The organism is Citrobacter sedlakii, assembly GCF_018128425.1.
Taxonomy (GTDB): domain Bacteria; phylum Pseudomonadota; class Gammaproteobacteria; order Enterobacterales; family Enterobacteriaceae; genus Citrobacter_A; species Citrobacter_A sedlakii.
Window position 1 is genome coordinate 116,350 of sequence record NZ_CP071070.1, and the last position, 21,758, is coordinate 138,107.

Consider the following 21,758-nt stretch of genomic DNA (forward strand, 5'->3'; position numbering starts at 1 on the left):
TACTCTATTTCGATTACCCTCGCTAAAGATAAGCTATGAACACTTACCTCAAAGATTCATCGTGATTTAAGTTGCATGATTAACATACAGGTTTTATATGAGTAATGTTAAGTTTTTAACTCGCGCCGGTGTTCAGCAGCTTACTGAAAGCAGAACATCTGAAAACGTTATCATTTTCTTGTCGGGTCCTACGTCCCGAGGGACGCCACTGTCTCTTTTACGCAACAATGATGTCATCACCGTTAACGGCGCGGCGGAATACTTGCTCAGTAATGGTATTACCCCTTTCATTTATGTCTTAACAGACGCACGCTTTCTGCTGCAACGGCGTGAGGACTTTTATAAGTTCAGCCGCGGCAGTAAATTTACCTTCGTCAATATGGACGTTTATGAGGCCGCATCGGAAGAAGACAAGTGCTACATGCGCGCTCATTGCTTCATTTTGCGCGCGTTTTATAAGCGTGAAAAAGGCGGAATTTTCAAGAAGTTGAAGCTGGAAACGCTGTCTCGATGGAACAAGAAACTGTTGATCAACGTCCCTGTCTCTAAGCGCGGAAGGCTGGTTGGCTTTAGTAAGGATATCAGCTTCGGCTATTGTTCATGCCATACCGTTGCGTATACCGCAATGCAAATAGCATATTCGCTGGGGTACGATAACACTATCTGTTCCGGGCTGGACATTACCGGGAGCTGCGCGCGTTTTTATGACGAAAGCAATAACCCGATGCCGTCAGAGCTCAGCAAGGATCTGGTCAAAATCTTGCCCTTCTTCAAATTCATGCGTGCACAAGTGCCAGACTTTCAGATTTACAACCTCTCTGACGACACGGCGATTGGCTACGACATCATTCCTTTTATCAGACCTGCTGATGTCGCTACCCTTGCGCCTAAGAAAAGCGTATTGAAAAAAACGCTTGGACTGCACGATCATGCGGATTCTTATGTAGGCTAATTTCAATCCTGTTTTTTATTGTAATGTGGTAATTAGCATGGGCTTAGGTGCTTTCCATAAGAAAAAAAGATATTTTTTTAATAAAATCAAAATTAACGCTTTATCTTTCTTCTTTCCCCAAAATACAACGCCAAAAATCAACGCGCCAGCAATCCGGTCATGTTTGCTTATTCATGACAACAACAAGTTAGGCGATTTAATTGTCCTGAGTTCGCTTTACCGGGAACTGACCACTCGTGGTGTTAAGCTCTCTATCTTAACGACCGCCGCAGGAAAAGACTTTCTCGCGGGTAATAACAAGATACAGCGTTTTTTTATTAAAACCTCATCTAAAATCAGTGATGTACTGGCCCTACGTAAGCAGCTGAAGCAGGCGTCTTTCGATATCGTTCTCGATCCTTTCGAAACAATGCCTTCTTTTACCCATGCGTTACTCTTATCTGGCGTCAGGCGCTCGCATGTTCTTGGCTTTGATAAATGGTATAAGCGTTACTACACCGTGTATCATCCACATGACGAAAAACTCGCTGCGCATATGTGTACGCGGGCGAGTGAAATACTGCGTTATTTTTATCCCGATACCGATAATTCGTTCGATGTTAGTTATGATCTGCCGCTCACCGCAGAGGTCGAAAATGCGGTCGTGAATTTCATCGGCGATACGAAGATTATTATAATTAATGCTCTGGGCGCGAAGAAAATCTGCCGTTTAACAGCGGAGCAGATTGCAACGATCTATTCCCGTATTCGTGAACGGCATCCTGAGTTTCGGGTGATTTTTACCGGCCTGCCGCAAGATGTGCGCTCTATTGCGATACCGGACATTGAAACGCTGCCGTTTAACGCTTTTATTTATACCGTTGCCCTGACAAAATTCAGCCAGTACGTTATTTCTGTGGACACCGCGCTGGTTCATATTGCTTCGGCTTATCAGATCCCTACGCTCGCGCTCTACCCCAACGCGCGACACGACGCTTATCCCTCGCACCTAATCTGGGCGCCGAATAATTGCAACGCATTGCAGGTAGTCTCTCCCACCTGTACGGTGAAAGATATCCGTTCCGATGTATTGATTGATTCAGTGGACGCGTTATTTGACCGCCATCCAAAGTGAGCGGATGCCCGCTTTGGATGGCGTGAAAGGAATCACTGCTGAACACGTCTTTCTGGCGGGCGATTTTTCTTGATAAGCAGCATCAGTGCGACAGCCGTGATCAAAATGATCGGGATACTGCGTGACCAGAGAATCACATCGCTCATTCCCGTGCCAATAATCGCTAACGTCAGGGCAAACAGCCCTAAAGAGCGGTGATAGTACACCGTATAAAACAGCGCGGCGTAAAACAGCAAAGTCGATAGAATCCCGGCAATACCTTTCAGCGAGGCCGCTTCAACCAGCTCATTGTGCAAGTGAACGTTGGAAAATTCTAAAGCCCCGCGAAGATAAGGATGCGCATTCGCCAGCTCTTCCATACGCTGCGCCCGAACATCTGCCGAGCGTGCGGCAAGCGGTGATTCTTTGAAAATATCAAAACCAATCTCATACATCGCCAGGCGTGCGCCAAGCGAACTGACACTGTTGCCATTGTTATATTGCGCCAGGTCCGCAACCGCTTCATGGTAGCGGCTATAAATCGGCTTGCTGAAGACCGCAACAAGGACAACGAAGGCAACCAAAAAACCAATCACCGAAAAGAACAATTTTTTGGGGGTCTTAAGATAGCCCGCCACCAGTGCCAGCGCGCATATCACCGGAAAAATAAGCAGCGCTGAACGCGTCTGGGTGAGGGCAAGCGCAAAGAACACGGTAGCTGCGTTAAGCAGAAATAGCACCGGGTGCTTGCGCTGGGTATACAGTATTGATATCGCGCTGACGATGCCGACAAACATGATCGAATATGCTGCGCCTGTTGCCGTACCAATACCAAAATCCAGACGGGAGATACCGGTTGTGGTTTTTACATAGTAGCCATAACCGGCAATGAAAAACGACAGCGAATACAGAATATACAGCGGCCACTCTTTATTCATCTTTATTTTCGAGGACAGCGCCAACAGTATGAGAAAGGCCCCAAAGATAAAGATTTTCGCCGTATTCAAATAACTATGGTACGTCGCCCGAAAGGGTGAATTATCTACTTTAAAGGCGGAATACCAGCTGACGTCGATGACGCCGATAAGCAGAACAGAAAGGGGTAACAGCCAGTATCGCGGCGAATAACTTTCCGGCTTGCCGCGTAAAATAAGCGCCAGCAGACCGAGAATCGCTGTAATATTATACAGCTTCATACTCAAATTATTATTGAACAGCGCGACGACAAGGGTGACGAAGCAAAGTAACCAGGTAGTCAACTCCAGCACTGTGGACATCTTCCTGGCACCGGTTTGCCAGGAATGTAAAGAGTTCAAGGCTAACATTCATGTACCTTTAGAATAATGATGATATTCCGTTCAGAACGGTGTGGGCATCAAGCTTGGCTAAATTATTTTCGGGTGAACGACACGCTATCTGGTTTTTCCCGTACCCCCCAATTAACCCCGGATCCGTTGGGCCATACAGCGTAATATTCGGTCGATCGAGCGCCGCCGTCAGATGGCTAAGCCCCGTATCGACGGAAACCACATATTTTGCGCCTGCCAGTACGCGCGCAACTTCTTCCAGACTCATCCTCGGTAAGACCTCAACGTGAGCGAACCCTTCGGCAAGTCTTCTCGCCCGTGCTTCTTCATGAGGCGCGCCCCACGGCAATTTGATGCTGATATCGTTGTCAGCCAACAAACCAATTAGCGCTCGCCAGTTTGCTTCCGGCCAGTGTTTATCATCGCGCGTGGTTGCGTGCAAAAATACCGCGTAGGGTTGCGCAGTATCCTGTTCAGATGTCAGGAAATGCCGCGCGATAGCATAATCGCCTTGCGAGGATGGTTTGGAATAATTCAGGCTTTTTGCAAACAGTTCGCGGGTACGCTCTACGGCATGCTGCTGCCTGGCAATGTGATGGCGGCGATGATAAAACAGAGCGGCCAGCGGCTCGCGTGCGCTCTGCCAGTCCATACCATGCTTTACGCCATGTGCGAGGCGAGTCACCAGCGCAGCGCTTTTAACCAATCCCTGGGCGTCGATAATGGCATCATAGCGTTCTGCCTGTACCGCCTCGCGGAAAGCGTTACGCTCCGCTTTAACCGACGCGGAAAACCAGGCTTTACGCCAGCGACGAATCGCAACGGGAATGACGCGGTTTACCGCCGAATGCCACGAGGGGATCTGCGCGAATCCTTCTTCGACCACCCAGTCAAACTGAATACCCGGTATCGCCTGTTGTGCATCGGTGAGCGCCGGAAGGGTATGCAACACATCACCCATTGAGGATGTTTTGACGATCAGAACCCGCATTCGTCAGGCTTCCTCTTGTAATAACAGCGCGTTCAGGGCTTCCAGCACCTGCGCTGGCGTAATGTCGATCAGACTCTGATGGTACCCTTCTGCCGCATCGCCTTTGCGCACTTTGTGATAGCCGGTAATCAGGCGAATCACCCGCGCTTTATGTGAAAGCGGCGGCGTGAAGTCAGGGCTGCTGGGGCCGTAGAGGGCAACCAGCGGGCGGTTAAGGGCCGCGGCGACGTGCATCAGCCCGGAGTCATTGCTGACGACGGCTTTACAGGCGCCGATCAAAATGACAGCCTGCTCCAGCTGGGTGTCGCCTGCCAGATTGCGGCACCACGCCTGCTGCTCATCGTTTAAGGACGCTAAAATCTCGTTCCCGGCTTCGTGATCTTTCGCCGAACCGAACAGCACTACCTGATAGCCTTCGTCTATCAGCTGTTTCGCCAGTTCCGCGTAATGATAGTGTGGCCAGCGTTTGGCAGGTCCAAATTCCGCGCCAGGGCAAAAGCCGATCATGGGCCGCTCATCTGAAAGCGAAAATTCACAACAGGTCAGGGATTTTTCACCTTCGCTCACCTGCAACTGCGGCCACAGCAGCGGCTGCGGCAGATCTTTCGCGCTGTGCATTACGCCCTTGTCGTAAGCCAGCGCGACATAGCGTTCCACCATCAAGGGCCAGGCCGCTTTGTCCAGCACACGCGCGTCGTTTAGCAGACCGTAACGCATCTCGCCGCGCCAGCCTGTGCGCTGCGGTACGCCCGCAAAGAAGGGCACAAGGGCTGATTTGAAGGAGTTGGGCAGCACATATGCGCGGTCATAGCGTTTCTCGCGCAGGCTATGGCCGAGCCTGCGGCGTTCGCCGAGCGCCAGCGTCCCATGGCCGAGTGGCATTGGGATCGCTTCGTTCACTTCCGGCATTCGCGACAACAGCGGACGGCACCATGCGGGCGCCATCACGTCGATTATCGCCTGGGGATAGCGCGCCTTGAGCGTGCGGTAGAGACTTTGCGACATCATCATGTCGCCCACCCAGGACGGGCCGATCACCAAAATTTTCATTCACTTCATCCTTCAAGCTGTCTCTGCGTTGGCTGCCTGCGTTCACTCCGGTCACTTACTTTAGTAAGTGACCGGAGACTCACTTAGTTGCCGCCTTGATACCGCTCGAATGATTTTGTGAATTTGTATCGCTGTCGCGGTTCAGCCAGGCCATATACTCCGTTACGCCTTCGGCAACGGTCTTAAACGGCTTGTCGTAGCCCGCAGCGCGCAGATTCGTCAGATCCGCCTGGGTAAACGCCTGATAGCGACCTTTCAGTTTTTCCGGGAACGGGATGTACTCAATCTCGCCTTTTTTATGGAAAGCCAGCGTCGCGTCAGCCACGGCCTGGAAGGATTCTGCACGACCGGTGCCGAGGTTATAGATACCGGACACGCCGTTTTCCCAGAACCACAGGTTCACATCCGCCACATCGCCCACGTAAACAAAGTCACGCTTGAAGCCGTCGCTGCCTTCAAACAGTTTCGGGCTTTCGCCATTATTCAGCTGGGTGTTCAGGTGGAACGCCACGCTCGCCATGCTGCCTTTGTGGCCTTCGCGCGGACCGTAAACGTTGAAGTAGCGGAAGCCAACAATCTGGGAGTTCGCTTCTGGCAGGATCTGGCGCACGTACTCATCAAACAGGAACTTGGAATAGCCGTAAACGTTCAGCGGCTGCTCATATTCGCGGGATTCGATGAAATCAGAGGTGCGTCCGCCGTAGGTGGCGGCGGAAGAGGCGTACAGGAACGGAATTTCACGCTCCAGGCAGTAGTGCAGCAGCTCTTTGGAGTACTGATAGTTATTGTCCATCATGTACTTGCCGTCCCACTCGGTCGTGGAGGAGCACGCGCCTTCGTGGAAAATGGCCTCTACCTCGCCAAACTCTTCGCCCGCCATAATCTGGATTAAGAAATCTTCTTTATCCATATAGTCGGCAATGTTCAGGTCCACCAGGTTCACAAACTTGGTGCCGTCTTTCAGGTTGTCCACCACCAGGATATCGGTGATGCCTTTATCATTCAGGGCTTTAACGATGTTGCTGCCGATAAAACCCGCGCCGCCGGTAACGATGATCATAACTGTAACCTATGAATTATGGAGTCAGAGACTATCTCAGACACGAATACTTCTATCATATCACTACCTGGCCCTGGCTTCAGCCATTCACCGATTACGCGTGTGGGTACGCGTGATTTATCCTGCATTTTAAAGAAGTGCTAATGCGTCATCTCGTATCAGCGTCCAGGGTTAGGTAAGATGTGCTGAAATTTGCCCAGTCTGGAGAATCGCAATGCGTGGGGATTTTTACAAACAGTTAACCAACGATCTGGAAACCGCCCGGGCGGAAGGATTGTTTAAAGAAGAGCGCATTATCACATCTGCTCAGCAGGCAGATATCACTGTGGCGGATGGAAGCCACGTCATTAACTTCTGCGCCAACAACTATCTCGGGTTGGCTAACCACCCTGAACTGATTGCGGCGGCAAAAGCAGGAATGGATTCTCACGGGTTTGGTATGGCCTCGGTGCGCTTTATTTGCGGTACCCAGGACAGCCACAAGCACCTTGAGCAAAAGCTGGCAAACTTCCTGGGGATGGAAGATGCCATCCTCTACTCCTCCTGCTTCGACGCCAACGGCGGCCTGTTCGAAACGCTGCTGGGCGCAGAAGACGCGATTATCTCCGACGCCCTGAACCACGCCTCTATTATCGACGGCGTGCGTTTGTGTAAAGCGAAGCGCTTCCGCTATGCCAATAATGATATGGTCGAACTGGAAGCTCGCCTGAAAGAAGCGCGTGAAGCCGGGGCCCGTCATGTACTGATCGCTACCGACGGCGTGTTCTCGATGGATGGCGTGATCGCCAACCTGAAAGGCGTCTGCGACCTGGCGGATAAATACGACGCGCTGGTGATGGTTGATGACTCTCACGCGGTGGGCTTCGTGGGTGAAAACGGGCGTGGCTCCCATGAGTATTGCGACGTGATGGGACGCGTGGACATCATCACCGGGACGTTAGGCAAAGCGCTCGGCGGCGCGTCTGGCGGCTATACTGCGGCGCGTAAAGAGGTGGTGGAATGGTTGCGTCAGCGCTCCCGTCCGTATCTGTTCTCCAACTCTCTGGCGCCGGCGATTGTCGCCGCCTCCATAAAAGTACTGGAGATGGTGGAATCCGGCGGCGAGCTGCGCGACCGCCTTTGGGCGAACGCGCGCCAGTTCCGCGAGCAGATGTCTGCGGCAGGTTTCACCCTTGCGGGCGCCGACCACGCCATCATTCCGGTGATGCTGGGCGATGCGGTGGTGGCGCAACAATTTGCCCGTGAGCTGCAAAAAGAGGGTATTTACGTAACAGGATTCTTCTATCCGGTGGTGCCGAAAGGCCAGGCGCGCATTCGTACCCAGATGTCCGCCGCCCATACGCCGGAGCAAATCACGCGCGCGGTTGAGGCGTTCACGCGCATAGGTAAACAACTGGGCGTTATTGCCTGAGGATCAAAGATGAAAGCGTTATCCAAACTGAAAGCGGAAGAGGGCATCTGGATGACCGACGTTCCTGAACCGGAAGTCGGACACAACGATCTGCTGATTAAAATCCGTAAAACAGCCATCTGCGGCACTGACGTTCACATCTACAACTGGGATGAGTGGTCGCAAAAAACCATCCCGGTACCTATGGTTGTCGGGCATGAATACGTCGGCGAAGTGGTCGGCATCGGTCAGGAAGTCAAAGGCTTTAAAATTGGCGATCGCGTCTCTGGCGAAGGACACATTACCTGTGGGCACTGCCGTAACTGCCGCGGTGGCCGTACGCACCTGTGCCGCAACACGACCGGCGTGGGCGTGAACCGCCCAGGCTGCTTCGCCGAATATCTGGTGATCCCGGCATTCAACGCCTTCAAAATCCCGGACAATATTTCTGACGATCTGGCGTCTATCTTTGACCCGTTCGGTAATGCGGTGCATACCGCGCTGTCGTTCGATCTGGTGGGCGAGGATGTGCTGGTTTCCGGCGCGGGTCCTATCGGGATTATGGCGGCAGCGGTGGCGAAACACGTCGGGGCACGCAACGTCGTCATCACCGACGTTAACGAATACCGTCTGGACCTGGCGCGTAAGATGGGCATTACCCGTGCGGTTAACGTGGCGCAGGAGAGTCTGACCGACGTGATGGAAGCATTGGGGATGACCGAAGGCTTCGATGTGGGGCTGGAAATGTCTGGCGCGCCGCCGGCGTTCCGCACCATGCTTGATACCATGAACCACGGTGGTCGCATCGCGATGCTGGGGATCCCGCCCTCTGACATGTCAATCGACTGGACGAAAGTGATCTTTAAAGGGCTCTTCATCAAAGGCATTTATGGCCGCGAGATGTTTGAAACCTGGTACAAGATGGCGGCGCTGATCCAGTCGGGTCTGGATCTTTCTCCTGTCATCACCCATCGTTTCTCGATTGATGACTTCCAGAAGGGCTTTGACGCGATGCGTTCAGGTCAGTCGGGGAAAGTCATCCTGAGCTGGGATTAATCGTAAAAAGGCCGGTGTTTTCCGGCCTTTTTATTCGGCAATATCTGAAATCCTGTAAAGTTTTGTCATTGTCATAAATATTACGTAATTACTCACTAGTCTGATTTTGCTGTTCATTCCAACGCTTTATTCTGCCGTTACCGTCAACGTTTAAAAATAGTATGCACCAGCCTTAATTGTTTCTTAACACTAAGGCTGTACAAAGGCGGGTAACTTCAGAGGTAATCGGTAATTTATGATGAATAGTACAAACAGACTCAGCGTCATTATCCCGCTTTATAATGCGGGTAATGATTTCAAAGCCTGCATGGAATCACTCATCGCGCAAACATGGACTGCCCTGGAAATAATTATTGTTAATGACGGTTCAACGGATAACTCTGTTGAAATAGCAACGCATTACGCCGAAAACTACCCACACGTTCGCCTGCTGCATCAGGCCAATGCCGGGGCGTCGGTCGCGCGTAACCGGGGAATGGCCGCCGCCACCGGGCAGTATATCGCTTTCGTCGATGCGGATGATCTGGTTTATCCTCACATGTACGAAACGCTGATGACGATGGCGCTGGAAGATAATCTCGACGTCGCGCAATGTAACGCGGACTGGAGCGAACGTTCCTCCGGCGACACCTGGCAATCTATTCCCACCGATCGTATTCGCTCAACAGGTGTATTAACGGGTCCGGACTGGCTCCGTATGGCGCTGTCTTCTCGGCGCTGGACGCACGTGGTATGGATGGGGGTTTATCGCCGCGACGTGATTGAAAAAAATAACATCAGATTTATTCCGGGATTACATCATCAGGATATCGTGTGGACCACAGAGTTTATGTTTAATGCCCGTCGCGCACGCTATACCGAAGAGTCATTATATAAGTATTTCCTGCATGATAATTCCGTTAGTCGTTTAAAACGACAGGGCAATAAAAACCTTAATTATCAGCGCCATTATATTAAAATCACTCGCTTACTGGAAAAGCTGAATCGCGATTATGCCGACCGAATTACCCTTTATCCGGAGTTTCGTCAGCAAATAACGTATGAAGCATTACGCGTGTGTCATGCTGTACGCAAAGAGCCGGATATATTGACGCGTCAACGCATGATTGCCGAGATTTTCACCTCGGGCATGTATAAACGGATGATAATGAACGTGCGTAGCGCGAAGGTCGCGTATCAGGCGCTGCTGTGGTCTCTACGACTTTATCGCTGGCGCGACAAAACACGCTCGCACCATCGCACCGCCCGTCAAGCCCTTAACCTGGGTTAACGCCACCCTTGCTGGGGGCCTTCCCCCAGCCCTGCCACTGATGCTGGTACCAACTGACCAGCGTGCTCTGACGAATGCTCTCGCTTATGACGCTGAAGAAACGGTCGGTATAAACTGGTTCGGGTGCCTTCTTCGCGTTACACACCTTCACTCCGCGGAACGGATTACGCGGCGCGTCGTTGTTTTTCGGCGGGGTCAGGTTCGGCGTCGAAGTATCCACCTGCGGTTCGTTAAGCAGGGTGCTTGGACGCACCAGCGTGATATCGGCTGGCAGGTTATACACCATCTGTTGGAGCACACGCACCGTTGACGGATGCGGATGTCCGATCGCGATCGCAGACCCGTTTCGACGAGCCAGAGCGACGGCGCGGTTAAACTGGCGGCGAATGTCCGCTTCGTTTTGCGTGTCGTCGAGAAACACTTTGCGCTTGATAACCTTCACACCCGTACCGGACGCTGCGCGCATGGCCTGGCTATTGCCGATGGTCATGCTGTCGAGAAAATAGAGATCGTAGCGTTCCAGCGCCTGCATCACTTTCTGCATGCCAAACAGGCTAGAGGTCATCGCGCTGCCCATATGGTTATTCAGCCCGACAGCGTAGGGAACTTTGCTGACCGCCTCGCGCACAATACGTTCGATCTCATTGCTGCTCATCTCCGGGCGCAGCGTGTCTTTTTCCAGCGGCTGCTTACTGAGAGGGGCCATCGGCAGGTGAATCAACACCTCATGACCGCTGTTGTGTGCTTTGGTCGCCATTTCGCGGGCGTGAGGCGCATTAGGCAGTACCGCAACGGAGATTGCGTCTGGCATCGCCAGTACCTGATTTTCATAATGCGGACGGTAGCCGAAATCGTCGATTACGATGGCGAGTTTGCCAGCAAAAGCGGGGGAGGCGAAGGCCAGCAGGCTGGCGAATGAAAGAACAGTACGACGAAAGTGAGGCAAAACTTATCTTCCCAACCACGGCTGTGGATTGACGGCCTGACCCTGGCGACGGATTTCAAAATAGAGCGACGGTCTGCCCTGACCCCCGCTGCTGCCGACCAGCGCAATGGGCTGACCGGCGCGAACCTGTGTCCCCACGCTGACCAGCGCGCTCTGGTTATAGCCGTAAAGGCTCATGTCGCCCTTGCCGTGTTCGACGACGACGACCAGCCCGTAGCCCTGCAGCCAGTCCGCCAGAATCACCCGACCATCGGCAATGGCTTTGACTTCAGTGCCTTCAGACGCACCGATAACCATCCCTTTCCAACGTAGCTCACCTTGCAGCCGTTCGCCATATCGATGCAGCGTTGGCCCGCGAACCGGCCAATAAGCCTGACCGCGCGGCGAGCCTAAACCGCCGGTGCGCGACATCAGCGATTTCTCGCTTTCGGTCGGTTTATAGGTGGTGCCTTTACGGGTCGCCTCTTTCTGTCGATTACGTACTGCTTCCGCCTCGCGCGCTTCGCGTTCCGCCCGCGCTTTGGCGGCGGCTTCCGCTCGCGCAATGCTGTTACGCAGACGGGATTCGTTAGCGCGCAGTTCGCTCAGCTGCTGCTGGCCTTGCTGGATTGAGGACTCCAGTCCGGCGAGCGTTTTTTTCCGTTCGTTACGCGCCTGCTCCAGCTTCGCCTGCTGGGCGCGCTGTTCGTATAACAGCGTCTGTTGCTGGCTTTGCTTCTCTTCCAGCTCGGCGCGTTGTGCGGCGACCTGCTCGCGGGTTTGCTTCAGCTCGGTAATGGTTTCTTGCCGCGCCTGATTCAGATAGCCGAAATAGGCCTGTAAACGCTGGCCGCGCTGGCTCTCTTCACCACTGAGGATAAGCTGAATGCCGGTATGCTCGCCCTGACGAAACGCCGCATCCAACTGTGCGGCGAGGCTGCGTTCCTGGCTGGCTTTTTGCTGCTCCAGCTTCGCGATGGAGGCGTTCATCTCATCAATTTGCTTGTTGAGCTGAGCGAGAGTGTTTTGGGTTTCGCGCAGTTTACGCGCGGCGACGGAAATCGCTTCTTCCTGTGCTTTCAACTGCGCTTGCAGGGTTGCGCGCTGCTGCTGCTGCTGGCGCACGGCGCGCTCTTTGGCGGCGATATCCGCCTGGATGGATTTGAGCTGATCGCGGTCATCCGCGTGGGCGGAAAAGGCGCACAACAATACGCCAGCGCTCAACACGCTGGCGTAAATCAGGGGCCTGACTGAAAACCGTTGCGTTTTCATGACCCCTTGTTTGGTATTCATCGCCTTTCCCCTCATGGGGAGGGATTATTCCACGATGAACAGCGGCTTACCAGTCATCTCTTGCGGGATTTCCATACCCATCAGCGTCAGCATGGTCGGCGCGATATCGGAAAGTTTACCGCCTTCCACCGCTTTTACGTTTTTGTCACCCACGTAAATCAGCGGAACCGGCAGGTTCGTGTGCGCCGTGTGCGCCTGACCCGTCGCCGGATCGCGCATCTGCTCGGCGTTACCGTGGTCCGCAGTGATCAGCAACTGTCCGCCAACGGATTCAACGGCTTTCGCGACCTGCTCAACGCAGTGATCCAGTGCTTCCACTGCTTTCACGGCTGCTTCCATCACCCCGGTATGACCGACCATATCGCCGTTCGGGTAGTTACAGATGATGGTATCGTACTTCCCGCTTTCGATAGCGGCGACCAGTTTTTCAGTCAACTCCGCAGAGCTCATTTCCGGCTGAAGATCGTAGGTCGCCACTTTCGGTGAATTAATCAAAATGCGTTCTTCACCGGCAAATGGCTCTTCCACGCCGCCGTTGAAGAAGAAAGTCACATGCGCGTATTTTTCCGTTTCGGAGATACGCAACTGGGTTTTGTCATTCTTCGCCATCCACTCGCCGAAAGTGTTTGCCAGAGAGGCTGGTGGGTAGGCGACGGCCGTTTTGATGTCCGCCGCGTATTCGGTCAGCATGACAAAATTCAGGTTAACCACTTTCTTACGCGCAAAGCCGTCGAAGTCAGTGTTAACAAATGCCCGTGTGATTTCACGCGCGCGGTCGGCACGGAAGTTCATGAAAATCAGCGCATCGCCGTCTTCCATTGCCGCATCGGCCTGGCCTTCCGCACGAATCACGGTCGCTTTAACGAATTCATCGTTTTCGTCGCGAGCGTAAGCGGCCTGCAGGCCTTCAACCGCGGTTGCGTACTGGAATTCGCCTTTTGCCAGGGTCATCAGATCATAAGCCTGTTCAACGCGATCCCAGCGGTTGTCGCGGTCCATGGCGTAATAACGTCCGATAATAGAAGCGACGCGGCCTTTGCCCAGCGCGGCAAACTTGTCTTCGAAGGCTTTCAGTGAGGATTCAGCGCTGCGCGGCGGGGTGTCGCGACCGTCGAGAAACGCATGCAGGTAGATTTTCTCCGCGCCGCGTTCTGCGGCCAGTTCCACCATCGCCATGATGTGGTCTTCGTGGCTGTGTACGCCGCCCGCAGAGAGCAGGCCCATGATGTGAACCGCTTTACCCGCGTTTTTCGCCTGGTCTACCGCCGCGGTCAGCACCGGATTGGCAAAGAAGGTACGTTCTTTAATTTCGACATCCAGACGCGTCAGGTCCTGATACACGATGCGGCCCGCGCCCAGGTTAACGTGACCTACTTCTGAGTTACCCATCTGACGGTCAGGCAGACCCACTTCCAGACCGGACGCGTCGATCAGCGTATGCGGACGTTGCGCCCACAGCGCGTCCATGACGGGCGTTTTCGCAGAGAAAATGGCGTTATCCTGGCTCTCTTCACGGTAACCATAGCCATCGAGAATGACCAGCACCATAGGTTTTTTCGAAACCGACATTGTGAAACCTCACACTAAAGAAACAAAAATTTTGCGTAATTTTACTACAGCTGAATCGATAAAATAGCCTCAGAAGATCAAATAATAGGGCCGCGCGGCGCATGGACGGCGCGGTTTTACGCTATTTTTTCCATTGCGCCCCGCAAAAATGCAATCCAGTGCACGCGCTGGCTGTATTTGCGCCATCGCGCAGGTATACTCCTTCCCTGGTTTTTAATCACTGAGTCGGGAGTTGTTACCCCCCATGCAAGAAATTATGCAATTTGTTGGTCGCCATCCCATACTGAGTATCGCCTGGATTGCGTTACTGGTGGCGGTTTTATTCACCACGTTTAAAGGCCTGACCTCAAAAGTGAAGGTCATCACCCGTGGTGAAGCCACGCGTCTTATCAACAAAGAAGACGCCGTTGTTGTCGATTTACGTCAGCGTGACGATTTCCGTAAAGGCCATATCGCAGGCGCTATCAACCTGCTGCCAAGTGAAATCAAAGCGAACAACGTGGGCGAGCTCGATAAGCACAAAGACAAACCGGTGATCGTGGTCGACGGTTCCGGCATGCAGTGTCAGGAAGCGGCAAACGCGCTCATCAAGGCAGGCTTTGAAAAAGTGTCCGTGCTGAAAGAAGGCGTTGCTGGCTGGAGCGGCGAGAATCTGCCGCTGGTTCGCGGCAAATAAACTCGCCGCTGGCACGAAATTCACAGATAAAGCGAATATCGGAGAGATGTATGGCCAATATCGAGATCTACACCAAAGCAACCTGCCCGTTTTGCCATCGCGCGAAAGCGTTGTTAAACAGCAAGGGCGTGAGTTTCCAGGAGCTTCCGATTGACGGCGACGCCGTAAAACGGGAAGAAATGATCAAGCGCAGTGGCCGTACAACGGTTCCGCAGATTTTTATTGATGCACAGCACATTGGCGGCTGTGACGACTTGTATGCGTTGGATGCGCGTGGTGGACTTGATCCCCTGCTGAGCTAACGTCATCACAGACTTAGGCTGTATTTTAAGGACAACACTAAAAGGGTTTTCTACACATGTCAGAACAAAATAACACCGAAATGGCTTTCCAGATCCAACGTATTTACACCAAAGATGTCTCTTTCGAAGCGCCAAATGCGCCGCATGTTTTCCAGAAAGACTGGCAGCCAGAGGTTAAACTTGATCTTGATACCGCATCTACCCAACTGGCAGATGATGTGTACGAAGTTGTACTGCGTGTCACCGTAACCGCTTCCCTGGGTGAAGAAACGGCGTTCCTGTGCGAAGTTCAGCAGGGCGGTATTTTCTCCATTAGCGGTATTGAAGGCACCCAGATGGCGCATTGCCTGGGCGCATACTGCCCGAACATTCTGTTCCCGTATGCCCGCGAATGCATCACCAGCCTGGTTTCACGCGGTACGTTCCCGCAGCTGAACCTTGCGCCGGTTAACTTCGATGCGCTGTTCATGAACTATTTACAGCAGCAGGCTGGCGAAGGTACTGAAGAACATCAGGATGCCTGATGAACCCACGTAATGCTTCAATGACAGTGATTGGTGCCGGCTCGTACGGCACCGCTCTCGCCATCACCCTGGCGAGAAACGGCCACCCGGTTGTCCTGTGGGGCCACGATCCGCAACATATTGCGACGCTTGAGCGCGATCGCTGTAACGTCGCGTTTCTTCCTGACGTGCCTTTTCCCGATACGCTCCATCTCGAAAGCGACTTAGCCACCGCGCTGGCGGCGAGCCGCGATATTCTGGTGGTGGTGCCAAGCCATGTGTTTGGGGAAGTGCTGCGACAAATCAAACCGTTGCTGCGTGCTGACGCGCGGCTGGTCTGGGCGACAAAAGGGCTTGAAGCCGAGACGGGACGCCTGTTGCAGGACGTTGCGCGCGAGGCGCTGGGCGATCAAATTCCGCTGGCGGTCATCTCCGGTCCGACCTTTGCGAAAGAGTTGGCGGCGGGATTACCGACGGCCATCTCGCTGGCGTCAACTGACGACACCTTCGCCGACGACCTTCAGCAGCTGCTTCACTGCGGCAAAAGTTTCCGCGTCTACAGCAATCCGGACTTCATTGGCGTTCAACTTGGCGGCGCGGTGAAAAATGTGATTGCGATTGGCGCCGGGATGTCAGACGGCATCGGCTTTGGCGCTAACGCACGCACCGCGCTTATCACGCGTGGACTGGCGGAAATGTCGCGTCTGGGCGCGGCGCTGGGCGCCGATCCGGCCACCTTTATGGGGATGGCGGGACTGGGCGATCTGGTGCTGACCTGTACTGACAATCAGTCGCGTAACCGCCGCTTTGGCATGATGCTCGGTCAGGGTATGGATGTGCAAGGCGCGCAGGACAAGATTGGACAGGTGGTGGAAGGCTACCGCAATACGAAAGAAGTCCGCGAGTTGGCGCACCGTTTTGGTGTCGAAATGCCAATAACCGAGGAAATTTATCAAGTATTATATTGCGGAAAAAACGCGCGCGAGGCAGCATTGACCTTATTAGGCCGTGCACGCAAGGACGAGCGTAGCCGCCACTAGTCGCAAGGATCTGTTTTCGTCAATGACCCGGCCCGCGAAGAACGGGCCGGTCGTTAGCCTCATTACCTGGAGTTCGCAATGCCGTGTGAAGAACTGGATATCGTCTGGAACAATATTAAAGCCGAAGCCCGTGCCCTGGCCGATTGCGAGCCAATGCTGGCCAGTTTTTACCACGCAACGCTACTCAAGCATGAAAACCTGGGCAGTGCGCTAAGCTACATGCTGGCGAACAAACTGGCCTCGCCGATTATGCCTGCGATTGCCATTCGGGAAGTGGTGGAGGAAGCCTACGCCGCCGACCCGGAGATGATTGCCTCGGCAGCCTGCGATATTCAGGCGGTGCGCACTCGCGACCCGGCGGTTGATAAATATTCCACCCCGCTGTTATACCTGAAGGGTTTTCACGCCCTACAGGCTTATCGCATCGGCCACTGGTTGTGGAACGAAGGTCGCCGCGCGCTGGCTATCTTCTTACAAAATCAGGTATCTGTGACGTTCCAGGTCGATATCCACCCGGCTGCGCGGATCGGACGCGGGATCATGCTCGACCACGCCACTGGCATCGTGGTGGGCGAAACCGCGGTAATTGAAGATGACGTGTCGATTCTGCAGTCGGTCACCCTTGGCGGCACCGGCAAAACCAGCGGCGATCGCCATCCAAAGATCCGTGAAGGGGTGATGATTGGCGCCGGGGCGAAGATCCTTGGCAATATTGAAGTTGGACGCGGAGCAAAAATCGGCGCGGGTTCTGTGGTGTTACAGCCTGTACCGCCGCACACCACCGCCGCAGGGGTGCCAGCGCGCATCGTCGGCAAGCCGGACAGTGATAAGCCGTCGATGGATATGGATCAGCATTTTAACGGGATACATCATACGTTCGAATACGGCGACGGAATCTGATTTCGGGCTATCTTACGTGCCAGCCTGAATCCAGGCTGTGCTTGCCACCTCACGGGCTATGCGTACGCTCCGGTGACTGCGTGCAGACTGTGTTCAATGTGGCGGCGTCGATAACGCCCGAAAAAAATGACCCGTCTCTGCGTGATTCGTTGGCGGGGTAAGCGTAGCGTCGTCACCCAACAACCCTCAACTACGCAATACCGCGCCGGGATACCCTAACTGTCGCCACGCCTCGTACACCACCACCGACACCGCGTTTGACAGGTTCATACTGCGACTGTCCGGCATCATCGGAATCCGAATTTTTTGCTCCGCAGGCAAGGCGTCAAGAATGCTGGCAGGTAAGCCGCGCGTCTCCGGGCCAAACATCAAATAATCCCCGTCCTGATAACTCACCGCGCTGTGGGCGGGCGTCCCTTTGGTGGTAAGGGCAAACAGACGCAGTGGCTTTTCGGCTTCCTGAAACGCCGCGTAATCACGATGGCGCGCCACGGCGGCAAATTCATGGTAGTCCAGTCCCGCACGACGCAGGCGTTTGTCGTCCCAGGTAAAGCCCATCGGCTCAATGATATGCAGACGAAAGCCCGTGTTAGCGCACAGGCGAATGATGTTGCCGGTATTGGGTGGGATTTCTGGTTCGAATAAAACGATATTAAGCATGTTTGCTGCCCCTTCAATTGCGCGGGGCAGCATAGCACGTTCACTACGCGGCATCACCCTGCGCGAGGGGGGCCAGCGCCGCGGGAAGGTTGCCGATCTCCTGAACCAGCGAGTCTTTGCTGATTTCGCTAATGGATTTCGCGCCGGTCAGCGTCATCGCGACTTTCATCTCTTTCTCGATCAGGTTCAGCAGGTTGGCGACGCCCGCCTGGCCGGCGGTGGCCAGCGCGTAAAGATACGCGCGGCCCAGCAGCACGCTGTCTGCGCCCAGCGCAATCATGCGTACCACGTCCAGCCCGTTACGGATACCACTGTCGGCCAGAATAGCGATGTCGCCTTTTACCGCGTCGGCAATCGCGGGCAGGGCGCGCGCGGAGGAGAGCACGCCGTCGAGCTGGCGTCCGCCGTGGTTAGACACCACAATGCCGTCCGCTCCAAAGCGCACCGCGTCACGAGCGTCTTCCGGATCGAGGATCCCTTTGATCACCATCGGGCCGTCCCAGAAGTCACGGATCCACTCAAGGTCTTTCCACGAAATCGACGGATCGAAGTTATTTGCCAGCCAGCCGATGTAATCTTCCAACCCGGTTGGTTTGCCAAGATAGGTCGAAATGTTGCCTAAATCATGCGGACGACCGTTCAGGCCTACGTCCCACGCCCATTGTGGATGGGTCACCGCCTGCCAGTAACGGCGCAGCGCGGCGTTTGGACCGCTCATGCCCGAATGTGCGTCGCGGTAGCGCGCGCCGGGTGTTGGCATATCGACCGTAAAGACCAGCGTTGAACAGCCTGCCGCTTTCGCCCGCTCCAGCGCGTTACGCATAAAACCGCGGTCGCGCAGCACGTACAGCTGGAACCACATCGGACGGCTAAGGGTCGGTGCCACCTCTTCGATTGGGCAAACGGACACGGTGGAAAGGGTAAACGGAATCCCCTTCGCATCCGCGGCGGCAGCGGCCTGCACTTCGCCTCGGCGGGCGTACATGCCGCAGAGGCCAACCGGCGCCAGCGCCACCGGCATCGACAGCTTTTCTTTAAAGAGGGTGGTTTCCAGGCTTAAGTCAGACATGTTTTTCAAAACGCGCTGACGCAGCGCCACTTCCGATAAATCCTCTACGTTGCGGCGCAGGGTGTATTCCGCATAGGCGCCGCCGTCAATGTAGTGGAACAGAAACGGAGGCAGAATGCGCTGGGCTGCGGCGCGATAATCGCTGGCTGCTGAGATAATCATGCTTTGTTCTCCCTGGAATGCTCATTGTGGTCGCCGGGCAGGCGGGTGATTCGCGCCTGGCGGGCCTGATCTTCATCAAATTGTTTAATGGTGGCGTGGACGAAGCTGAGATGCGCCATCATCGCTTTACGCGCGCCGTCGGCGTCACCGGCAAGAATGGCGTCCATGATCGCCTGATGTTGCTCCGTCAGCATTGCAAAGACCGGCGGGACAAGGTACATACGCTGGCGACTCTGTTTTACCGACGAGTGCAGTACGTCGAAGAATCCGCGCATGGTCTGCAACAGCACCACATTGTGTGACGCCTCGGCGATGGCGAGATGAAACCGAACGTCGGCCTGAGAGGCGATGTCCGGATCTTCGCTGAGGGTCGCGTCAAAGCAGAGCCTGATTTTTTCTTTATCTGCCTGGGTAGCGCGCAGGGCGGCATGCCAGGCGGTGCTGGCTTCGATGGCGTGGCGGGCTTCCAGAATGTCGAAGCTGTAGTCCGGGTCGTCGGCCATCAGCGTTTTGAGCGGCTGTACGATGTTTTGCTCAGACCACTCTTCATGCTGCCAGCGGACAAACGTCCCTCCGCCGCGACGGCTGAGCAGGACGCCTTCGCTCACTAATTTCGCCAGCGCTTCGCGCAAAGAGTTGCGCGACACGCCAAGCTGCTGGGCAAGCTGGCGTTCGGCGGGCAGCTTCATACCCGCCTCCAGCTGCTGTTCTTCAATCAGCGCCCGCACACGAGAGGCTATCTCGTCGCACAGGCGTTTTGGCATCACAATCACGGGATCATCCAGGTTAAGACATACGCCTGAAGCGTGGTGATCACGCCCACCATGCAGGTGAAGATCAGGCTGTGTTTGACGGTGAAACGGAACAAATCCGACTCTTTACCGACCAGTCCTACCGCCGCGCAGGCGATAGCAATGGACTGTGGCGAAATCATCTTGCCGGTGACCCCGCCGGTGGTGTTTGCAGCGACCATCAGCACATCCGACACGCCAATTTGCTGGGCGGCCGTAGCCTGCAGCGCGGCAAACAGCGCATTCGATGAGGTATCTGAGCCGGTGAGGAACACGCCCAGCCAGCCGAGGAACGGCGAGAAGAAGGTGAAGGCGCTGCCGGTATGCGCCAGCGCTAATGCCAGCGTTGACGAAAGACCGGAATAGTTAGAGATAAACGCGAACGCCAGCACCATCCCGATGGAGTAGATAGGCAGCGCCAGCTCCTTCACGGTGCTGCCAAAGGTCTGGATGGCGGCGGAAGGCTTCATCTTTAGCCAGACGATGGACAGCAGCGCGGCGAACAGAATGGCGGTACCGGTCGCTGAGAACCAGTCGAATTTATACACGGCGGCATAGGCGGTTGCTTCGTTGACTACCGGCGGCATGCGGGCAATCAGCTTGTCGAGGAACGGAACCGGGATGTTAATCACCCAGTCGTACAGCGCGCCGCCTGGGGCGAACAGTGCTTTAAACGGCGGTACGCTCCACAGCGTCACGGTGGCGGTCAGGAACAGGAACGGCGACCACGCGCGAACAATCTGCCCGGCGGTGTAGCCAGTGCGCGCCAGCGTCTGATCCACATGGGAAGCCCCCATATCCGCAAAGCGGAAAATACGCACCGGCTGCCAGCGTTTCAGGAACAGCGTCAGGCAGACCAGCGACACCAGTGAGGAAATGATGTCCGGCAACTCCGGACCGATAAAGTTGGAGCTGAGGTATTGAGCAATCGCGAACGAGCCGCCCGCTACCATCACCGCGGGCCAGGTCTCTTTAATGCCGCGCCAGCCGTCCATAATCGCCATGATCCAGAACAGTACGATGATGGTCAGGAACGGCAGCTGGCGGCCCACCATCTGGCCGATCTCAAAACTGTCCAGTCCGGTTACCTGCCCGGCAACCAGAATCGGGATCCCCATTGCGCCAAACGCCACTGGCGCAGTGTTGACGATCAGGCAAAGCCCGGCGGCGTAAAGCGGATTAAAGCCCAGTCCAACCAGCAAGGCGGCGGTAATCGCCACCGGGGCGCCGAACCCCGCAGCCCCCTCCAGAAACGCGCCAAAGGAGAAGCCGACGATCAGCATTTGCAGGCGCTGGTCAGGGGTAATCGACAGAATCGACGAGCGGATAATGTCGAACTGCCCGGTTTTCACCGAGATTTTGTAGACAAACACGGCGGCGATAATGATCCAGGCAATCGGCCACAAACCATAGAAGAAACCATACACCACCGAAGCCAGCGCGCGATCGACCGGCATTTTGTAAAACAGCAGCGCCACAGCCAGCGCGATAACCACCGTCCACGAGGCGGCAACATAGCCTTTCAGCTTGAGCTTGATCAGCGCGAAGAAGAAAAACAGAATCGGGAGCGATGCGATCAGGCTGGACAGCCAGATATTCCCGGCCGGATCGTAGTTTTGTTGCCAGAGATTCATTGCAGGTCTCCTGAGGGCCACGCGCATAATGCTATGAGTCTGTGCTCATCTCGACGTCACATTAT

General features: G+C 54.8%; 21 protein-coding genes. 10 read left to right on the forward strand and 11 right to left on the reverse strand.

Annotated features, from left to right (window positions below; all coding sequences use genetic code 11):
* Positions 1 to 97 precede the first annotated feature (97 nt).
* Both waaZ and JY391_RS00595 read left to right on the forward strand, forming a co-directional pair.
* Complete coding sequence (gene waaZ / locus JY391_RS00590; RefSeq protein WP_211935076.1) at positions 98 to 952, forward strand: 3-deoxy-D-manno-oct-2-ulosonate III transferase WaaZ; 855 nt, start codon at positions 98 to 100, stop codon at positions 950 to 952.
* Between the two features lie 37 nt (positions 953 to 989).
* Positions 990 to 2,066 carry a glycosyltransferase family 9 protein gene (locus JY391_RS00595; RefSeq protein WP_181822333.1) on the forward strand — a complete coding sequence of 359 codons (1,077 nt, stop codon included), beginning with the start codon at positions 990 to 992 and terminating at the stop codon, positions 2,064 to 2,066.
* Positions 2,067 to 2,098: 32 nt separating this feature from the next.
* Here the strand turns inward: JY391_RS00595 and JY391_RS00600 are convergent, their stop codons facing one another.
* The 4 genes from JY391_RS00600 to rfaD form a co-directional block, all read right to left on the reverse strand.
* Positions 2,099 to 3,370, reverse strand: a complete 1,272-nt coding sequence (locus JY391_RS00600; protein WP_211935077.1) for an O-antigen ligase family protein — start codon at positions 3,368 to 3,370, stop codon at positions 2,099 to 2,101.
* Between the two features lie 10 nt (positions 3,371 to 3,380).
* Positions 3,381 to 4,343, reverse strand: coding sequence for a lipopolysaccharide heptosyltransferase RfaC (rfaC, locus tag JY391_RS00605; protein ID WP_211935078.1), 963 nt, complete (start codon positions 4,341 to 4,343; stop codon positions 3,381 to 3,383).
* Positions 4,344 to 4,346: 3 nt separating this feature from the next.
* Positions 4,347 to 5,393: an ADP-heptose--LPS heptosyltransferase RfaF gene (gene rfaF / locus JY391_RS00610; RefSeq protein WP_042286999.1), complete on the reverse strand. Its 1,047-nt coding sequence runs from the start codon at positions 5,391 to 5,393 to the stop codon at positions 4,347 to 4,349.
* A 79-nt stretch (positions 5,394 to 5,472) separates the two neighbouring features.
* A complete protein-coding gene (gene rfaD, locus JY391_RS00615; RefSeq protein ID WP_060570257.1) occupies positions 5,473 to 6,453 on the reverse strand; it encodes an ADP-glyceromanno-heptose 6-epimerase in 981 nt (326 codons plus the stop codon).
* 214 nt (positions 6,454 to 6,667) lie between these two features.
* Here rfaD and kbl point away from each other — a divergent pair, with 214 nt between their 5' ends.
* From kbl to JY391_RS00630, 3 genes are all read left to right on the forward strand, one after another.
* On the forward strand, positions 6,668 to 7,864 hold the full coding sequence (gene kbl / locus JY391_RS00620) for a glycine C-acetyltransferase (RefSeq protein WP_060570256.1): 1,197 nt from the start codon (positions 6,668 to 6,670) through the stop codon (positions 7,862 to 7,864).
* Between the two features lie 9 nt (positions 7,865 to 7,873).
* Positions 7,874 to 8,899, forward strand: coding sequence for an L-threonine 3-dehydrogenase (tdh, locus tag JY391_RS00625; protein ID WP_042286991.1), 1,026 nt, complete (start codon positions 7,874 to 7,876; stop codon positions 8,897 to 8,899).
* 235 nt (positions 8,900 to 9,134) lie between these two features.
* Entirely contained in the window at positions 9,135 to 10,169 is a 1,035-nt protein-coding gene (locus tag JY391_RS00630; RefSeq protein ID WP_181822336.1) for a glycosyltransferase, read from the forward strand.
* Here JY391_RS00630 and JY391_RS00635 read toward each other — a convergent pair.
* From JY391_RS00635 to gpmM, 3 genes are read right to left on the reverse strand one after another with little or no spacing between them, the layout of a single operon-like run.
* Positions 10,156 to 11,115 carry a divergent polysaccharide deacetylase family protein gene (locus tag JY391_RS00635; RefSeq protein WP_211935079.1) on the reverse strand — a complete coding sequence of 320 codons (960 nt, stop codon included), beginning with the start codon at positions 11,113 to 11,115 and terminating at the stop codon, positions 10,156 to 10,158. The genes JY391_RS00630 and JY391_RS00635 overlap by 14 nt on opposite strands.
* Before the next feature lie 3 nt (positions 11,116 to 11,118).
* Positions 11,119 to 12,402 (reverse strand): murein hydrolase activator EnvC, encoded by a 1,284-nt coding sequence (gene envC / locus JY391_RS00640; protein ID WP_042286984.1) that lies wholly within the window; start codon positions 12,400 to 12,402, stop codon positions 11,119 to 11,121.
* A 9-nt stretch (positions 12,403 to 12,411) separates the two neighbouring features.
* Entirely contained in the window at positions 12,412 to 13,956 is a 1,545-nt protein-coding gene (gene gpmM, locus JY391_RS00645; protein WP_060570252.1) for a 2,3-bisphosphoglycerate-independent phosphoglycerate mutase, read from the reverse strand.
* Between the two features lie 244 nt (positions 13,957 to 14,200).
* Between gpmM and JY391_RS00650 the strand changes: the two genes are divergently transcribed.
* From JY391_RS00650 to cysE, 5 genes are all read left to right on the forward strand, one after another.
* The gene (locus JY391_RS00650; protein WP_042286978.1) at positions 14,201 to 14,632 is read left to right on the forward strand and encodes a rhodanese-like domain-containing protein; all 432 of its coding nucleotides are present in this window, start codon (positions 14,201 to 14,203) and stop codon (positions 14,630 to 14,632) included.
* A 50-nt stretch (positions 14,633 to 14,682) separates the two neighbouring features.
* Positions 14,683 to 14,934, forward strand: a complete 252-nt coding sequence (gene grxC, locus JY391_RS00655; RefSeq protein WP_012908148.1) for a glutaredoxin 3 — start codon at positions 14,683 to 14,685, stop codon at positions 14,932 to 14,934.
* A 56-nt stretch (positions 14,935 to 14,990) separates the two neighbouring features.
* Positions 14,991 to 15,458 (forward strand): protein-export chaperone SecB, encoded by a 468-nt coding sequence (gene secB, locus JY391_RS00660; protein WP_003024155.1) that lies wholly within the window; start codon positions 14,991 to 14,993, stop codon positions 15,456 to 15,458.
* Positions 15,458 to 16,477: an NAD(P)H-dependent glycerol-3-phosphate dehydrogenase gene (gpsA, locus tag JY391_RS00665; protein WP_205612618.1), complete on the forward strand. Its 1,020-nt coding sequence runs from the start codon at positions 15,458 to 15,460 to the stop codon at positions 16,475 to 16,477. Before secB ends, gpsA begins: the two co-directional genes overlap by 1 nt.
* 78 nt (positions 16,478 to 16,555) lie before the next feature.
* Positions 16,556 to 17,377, forward strand: coding sequence for a serine O-acetyltransferase (gene cysE, locus JY391_RS00670; RefSeq protein WP_042286927.1), 822 nt, complete (start codon positions 16,556 to 16,558; stop codon positions 17,375 to 17,377).
* A gap of 186 nt (positions 17,378 to 17,563) precedes the next feature.
* Here the strand turns inward: cysE and trmL are convergent, their stop codons facing one another.
* From trmL to lldP, 4 genes are read right to left on the reverse strand one after another with little or no spacing between them, the layout of a single operon-like run.
* Entirely contained in the window at positions 17,564 to 18,037 is a 474-nt protein-coding gene (gene trmL, locus JY391_RS00675) for a tRNA (uridine(34)/cytosine(34)/5-carboxymethylaminomethyluridine(34)-2'-O)-methyltransferase TrmL (protein WP_211935080.1), read from the reverse strand.
* Between the two features lie 43 nt (positions 18,038 to 18,080).
* Entirely contained in the window at positions 18,081 to 19,268 is a 1,188-nt protein-coding gene (gene lldD / locus JY391_RS00680; protein ID WP_205612616.1) for an FMN-dependent L-lactate dehydrogenase LldD, read from the reverse strand.
* On the reverse strand, positions 19,265 to 20,041 hold the full coding sequence (gene lldR, locus JY391_RS00685; RefSeq protein WP_211935081.1) for a transcriptional regulator LldR: 777 nt from the start codon (positions 20,039 to 20,041) through the stop codon (positions 19,265 to 19,267). The genes lldD and lldR overlap by 4 nt, the downstream gene beginning before the upstream one ends.
* Positions 20,038 to 21,693: an L-lactate permease gene (gene lldP, locus JY391_RS00690; protein ID WP_211935082.1), complete on the reverse strand. Its 1,656-nt coding sequence runs from the start codon at positions 21,691 to 21,693 to the stop codon at positions 20,038 to 20,040. Before lldP ends, lldR begins: the two co-directional genes overlap by 4 nt.
* Positions 21,694 to 21,758 lie beyond the last annotated feature (65 nt).

Bases quoted from the DNA above. Each gene is read 5' to 3' on its own strand.
- envC (WP_042286984.1), bottom strand. From the start codon at position 12,402: ATGAGGGGAAAGGCGATGAATACCAAACAAGGGGTCATGAAAACGCAA.
- gpmM (WP_060570252.1), bottom strand. From the start codon at position 13,956: ATGTCGGTTTCGAAAAAACCTATGGTGCTGGTCATTCTCGATGGCTAT.
- JY391_RS00650 (WP_042286978.1), top strand. From the start codon at position 14,201: ATGCAAGAAATTATGCAATTTGTTGGTCGCCATCCCATACTGAGTATC.
- JY391_RS00595 (WP_181822333.1), top strand. From the start codon at position 990: ATGGGCTTAGGTGCTTTCCATAAGAAAAAAAGATATTTTTTTAATAAA.
- tdh (WP_042286991.1), top strand. From the start codon at position 7,874: ATGAAAGCGTTATCCAAACTGAAAGCGGAAGAGGGCATCTGGATGACC.
- grxC (WP_012908148.1), top strand. From the start codon at position 14,683: ATGGCCAATATCGAGATCTACACCAAAGCAACCTGCCCGTTTTGCCAT.
- waaZ (WP_211935076.1), top strand. From the start codon at position 98: ATGAGTAATGTTAAGTTTTTAACTCGCGCCGGTGTTCAGCAGCTTACT.
- rfaD (WP_060570257.1), bottom strand. From the start codon at position 6,453: ATGATCATCGTTACCGGCGGCGCGGGTTTTATCGGCAGCAACATCGTT.
- lldP (WP_211935082.1), bottom strand. From the start codon at position 21,693: ATGAATCTCTGGCAACAAAACTACGATCCGGCCGGGAATATCTGGCTG.
- gpsA (WP_205612618.1), top strand. From the start codon at position 15,458: ATGAACCCACGTAATGCTTCAATGACAGTGATTGGTGCCGGCTCGTAC.
- JY391_RS00600 (WP_211935077.1), bottom strand. From the start codon at position 3,370: ATGTTAGCCTTGAACTCTTTACATTCCTGGCAAACCGGTGCCAGGAAG.
- JY391_RS00630 (WP_181822336.1), top strand. From the start codon at position 9,135: ATGATGAATAGTACAAACAGACTCAGCGTCATTATCCCGCTTTATAAT.
- lldD (WP_205612616.1), bottom strand. From the start codon at position 19,268: ATGATTATCTCAGCAGCCAGCGATTATCGCGCCGCAGCCCAGCGCATT.
- cysE (WP_042286927.1), top strand. From the start codon at position 16,556: ATGCCGTGTGAAGAACTGGATATCGTCTGGAACAATATTAAAGCCGAA.
- rfaC (WP_211935078.1), bottom strand. From the start codon at position 4,343: ATGCGGGTTCTGATCGTCAAAACATCCTCAATGGGTGATGTGTTGCAT.
- rfaF (WP_042286999.1), bottom strand. From the start codon at position 5,393: ATGAAAATTTTGGTGATCGGCCCGTCCTGGGTGGGCGACATGATGATG.
- trmL (WP_211935080.1), bottom strand. From the start codon at position 18,037: ATGCTTAATATCGTTTTATTCGAACCAGAAATCCCACCCAATACCGGC.
- secB (WP_003024155.1), top strand. From the start codon at position 14,991: ATGTCAGAACAAAATAACACCGAAATGGCTTTCCAGATCCAACGTATT.
- kbl (WP_060570256.1), top strand. From the start codon at position 6,668: ATGCGTGGGGATTTTTACAAACAGTTAACCAACGATCTGGAAACCGCC.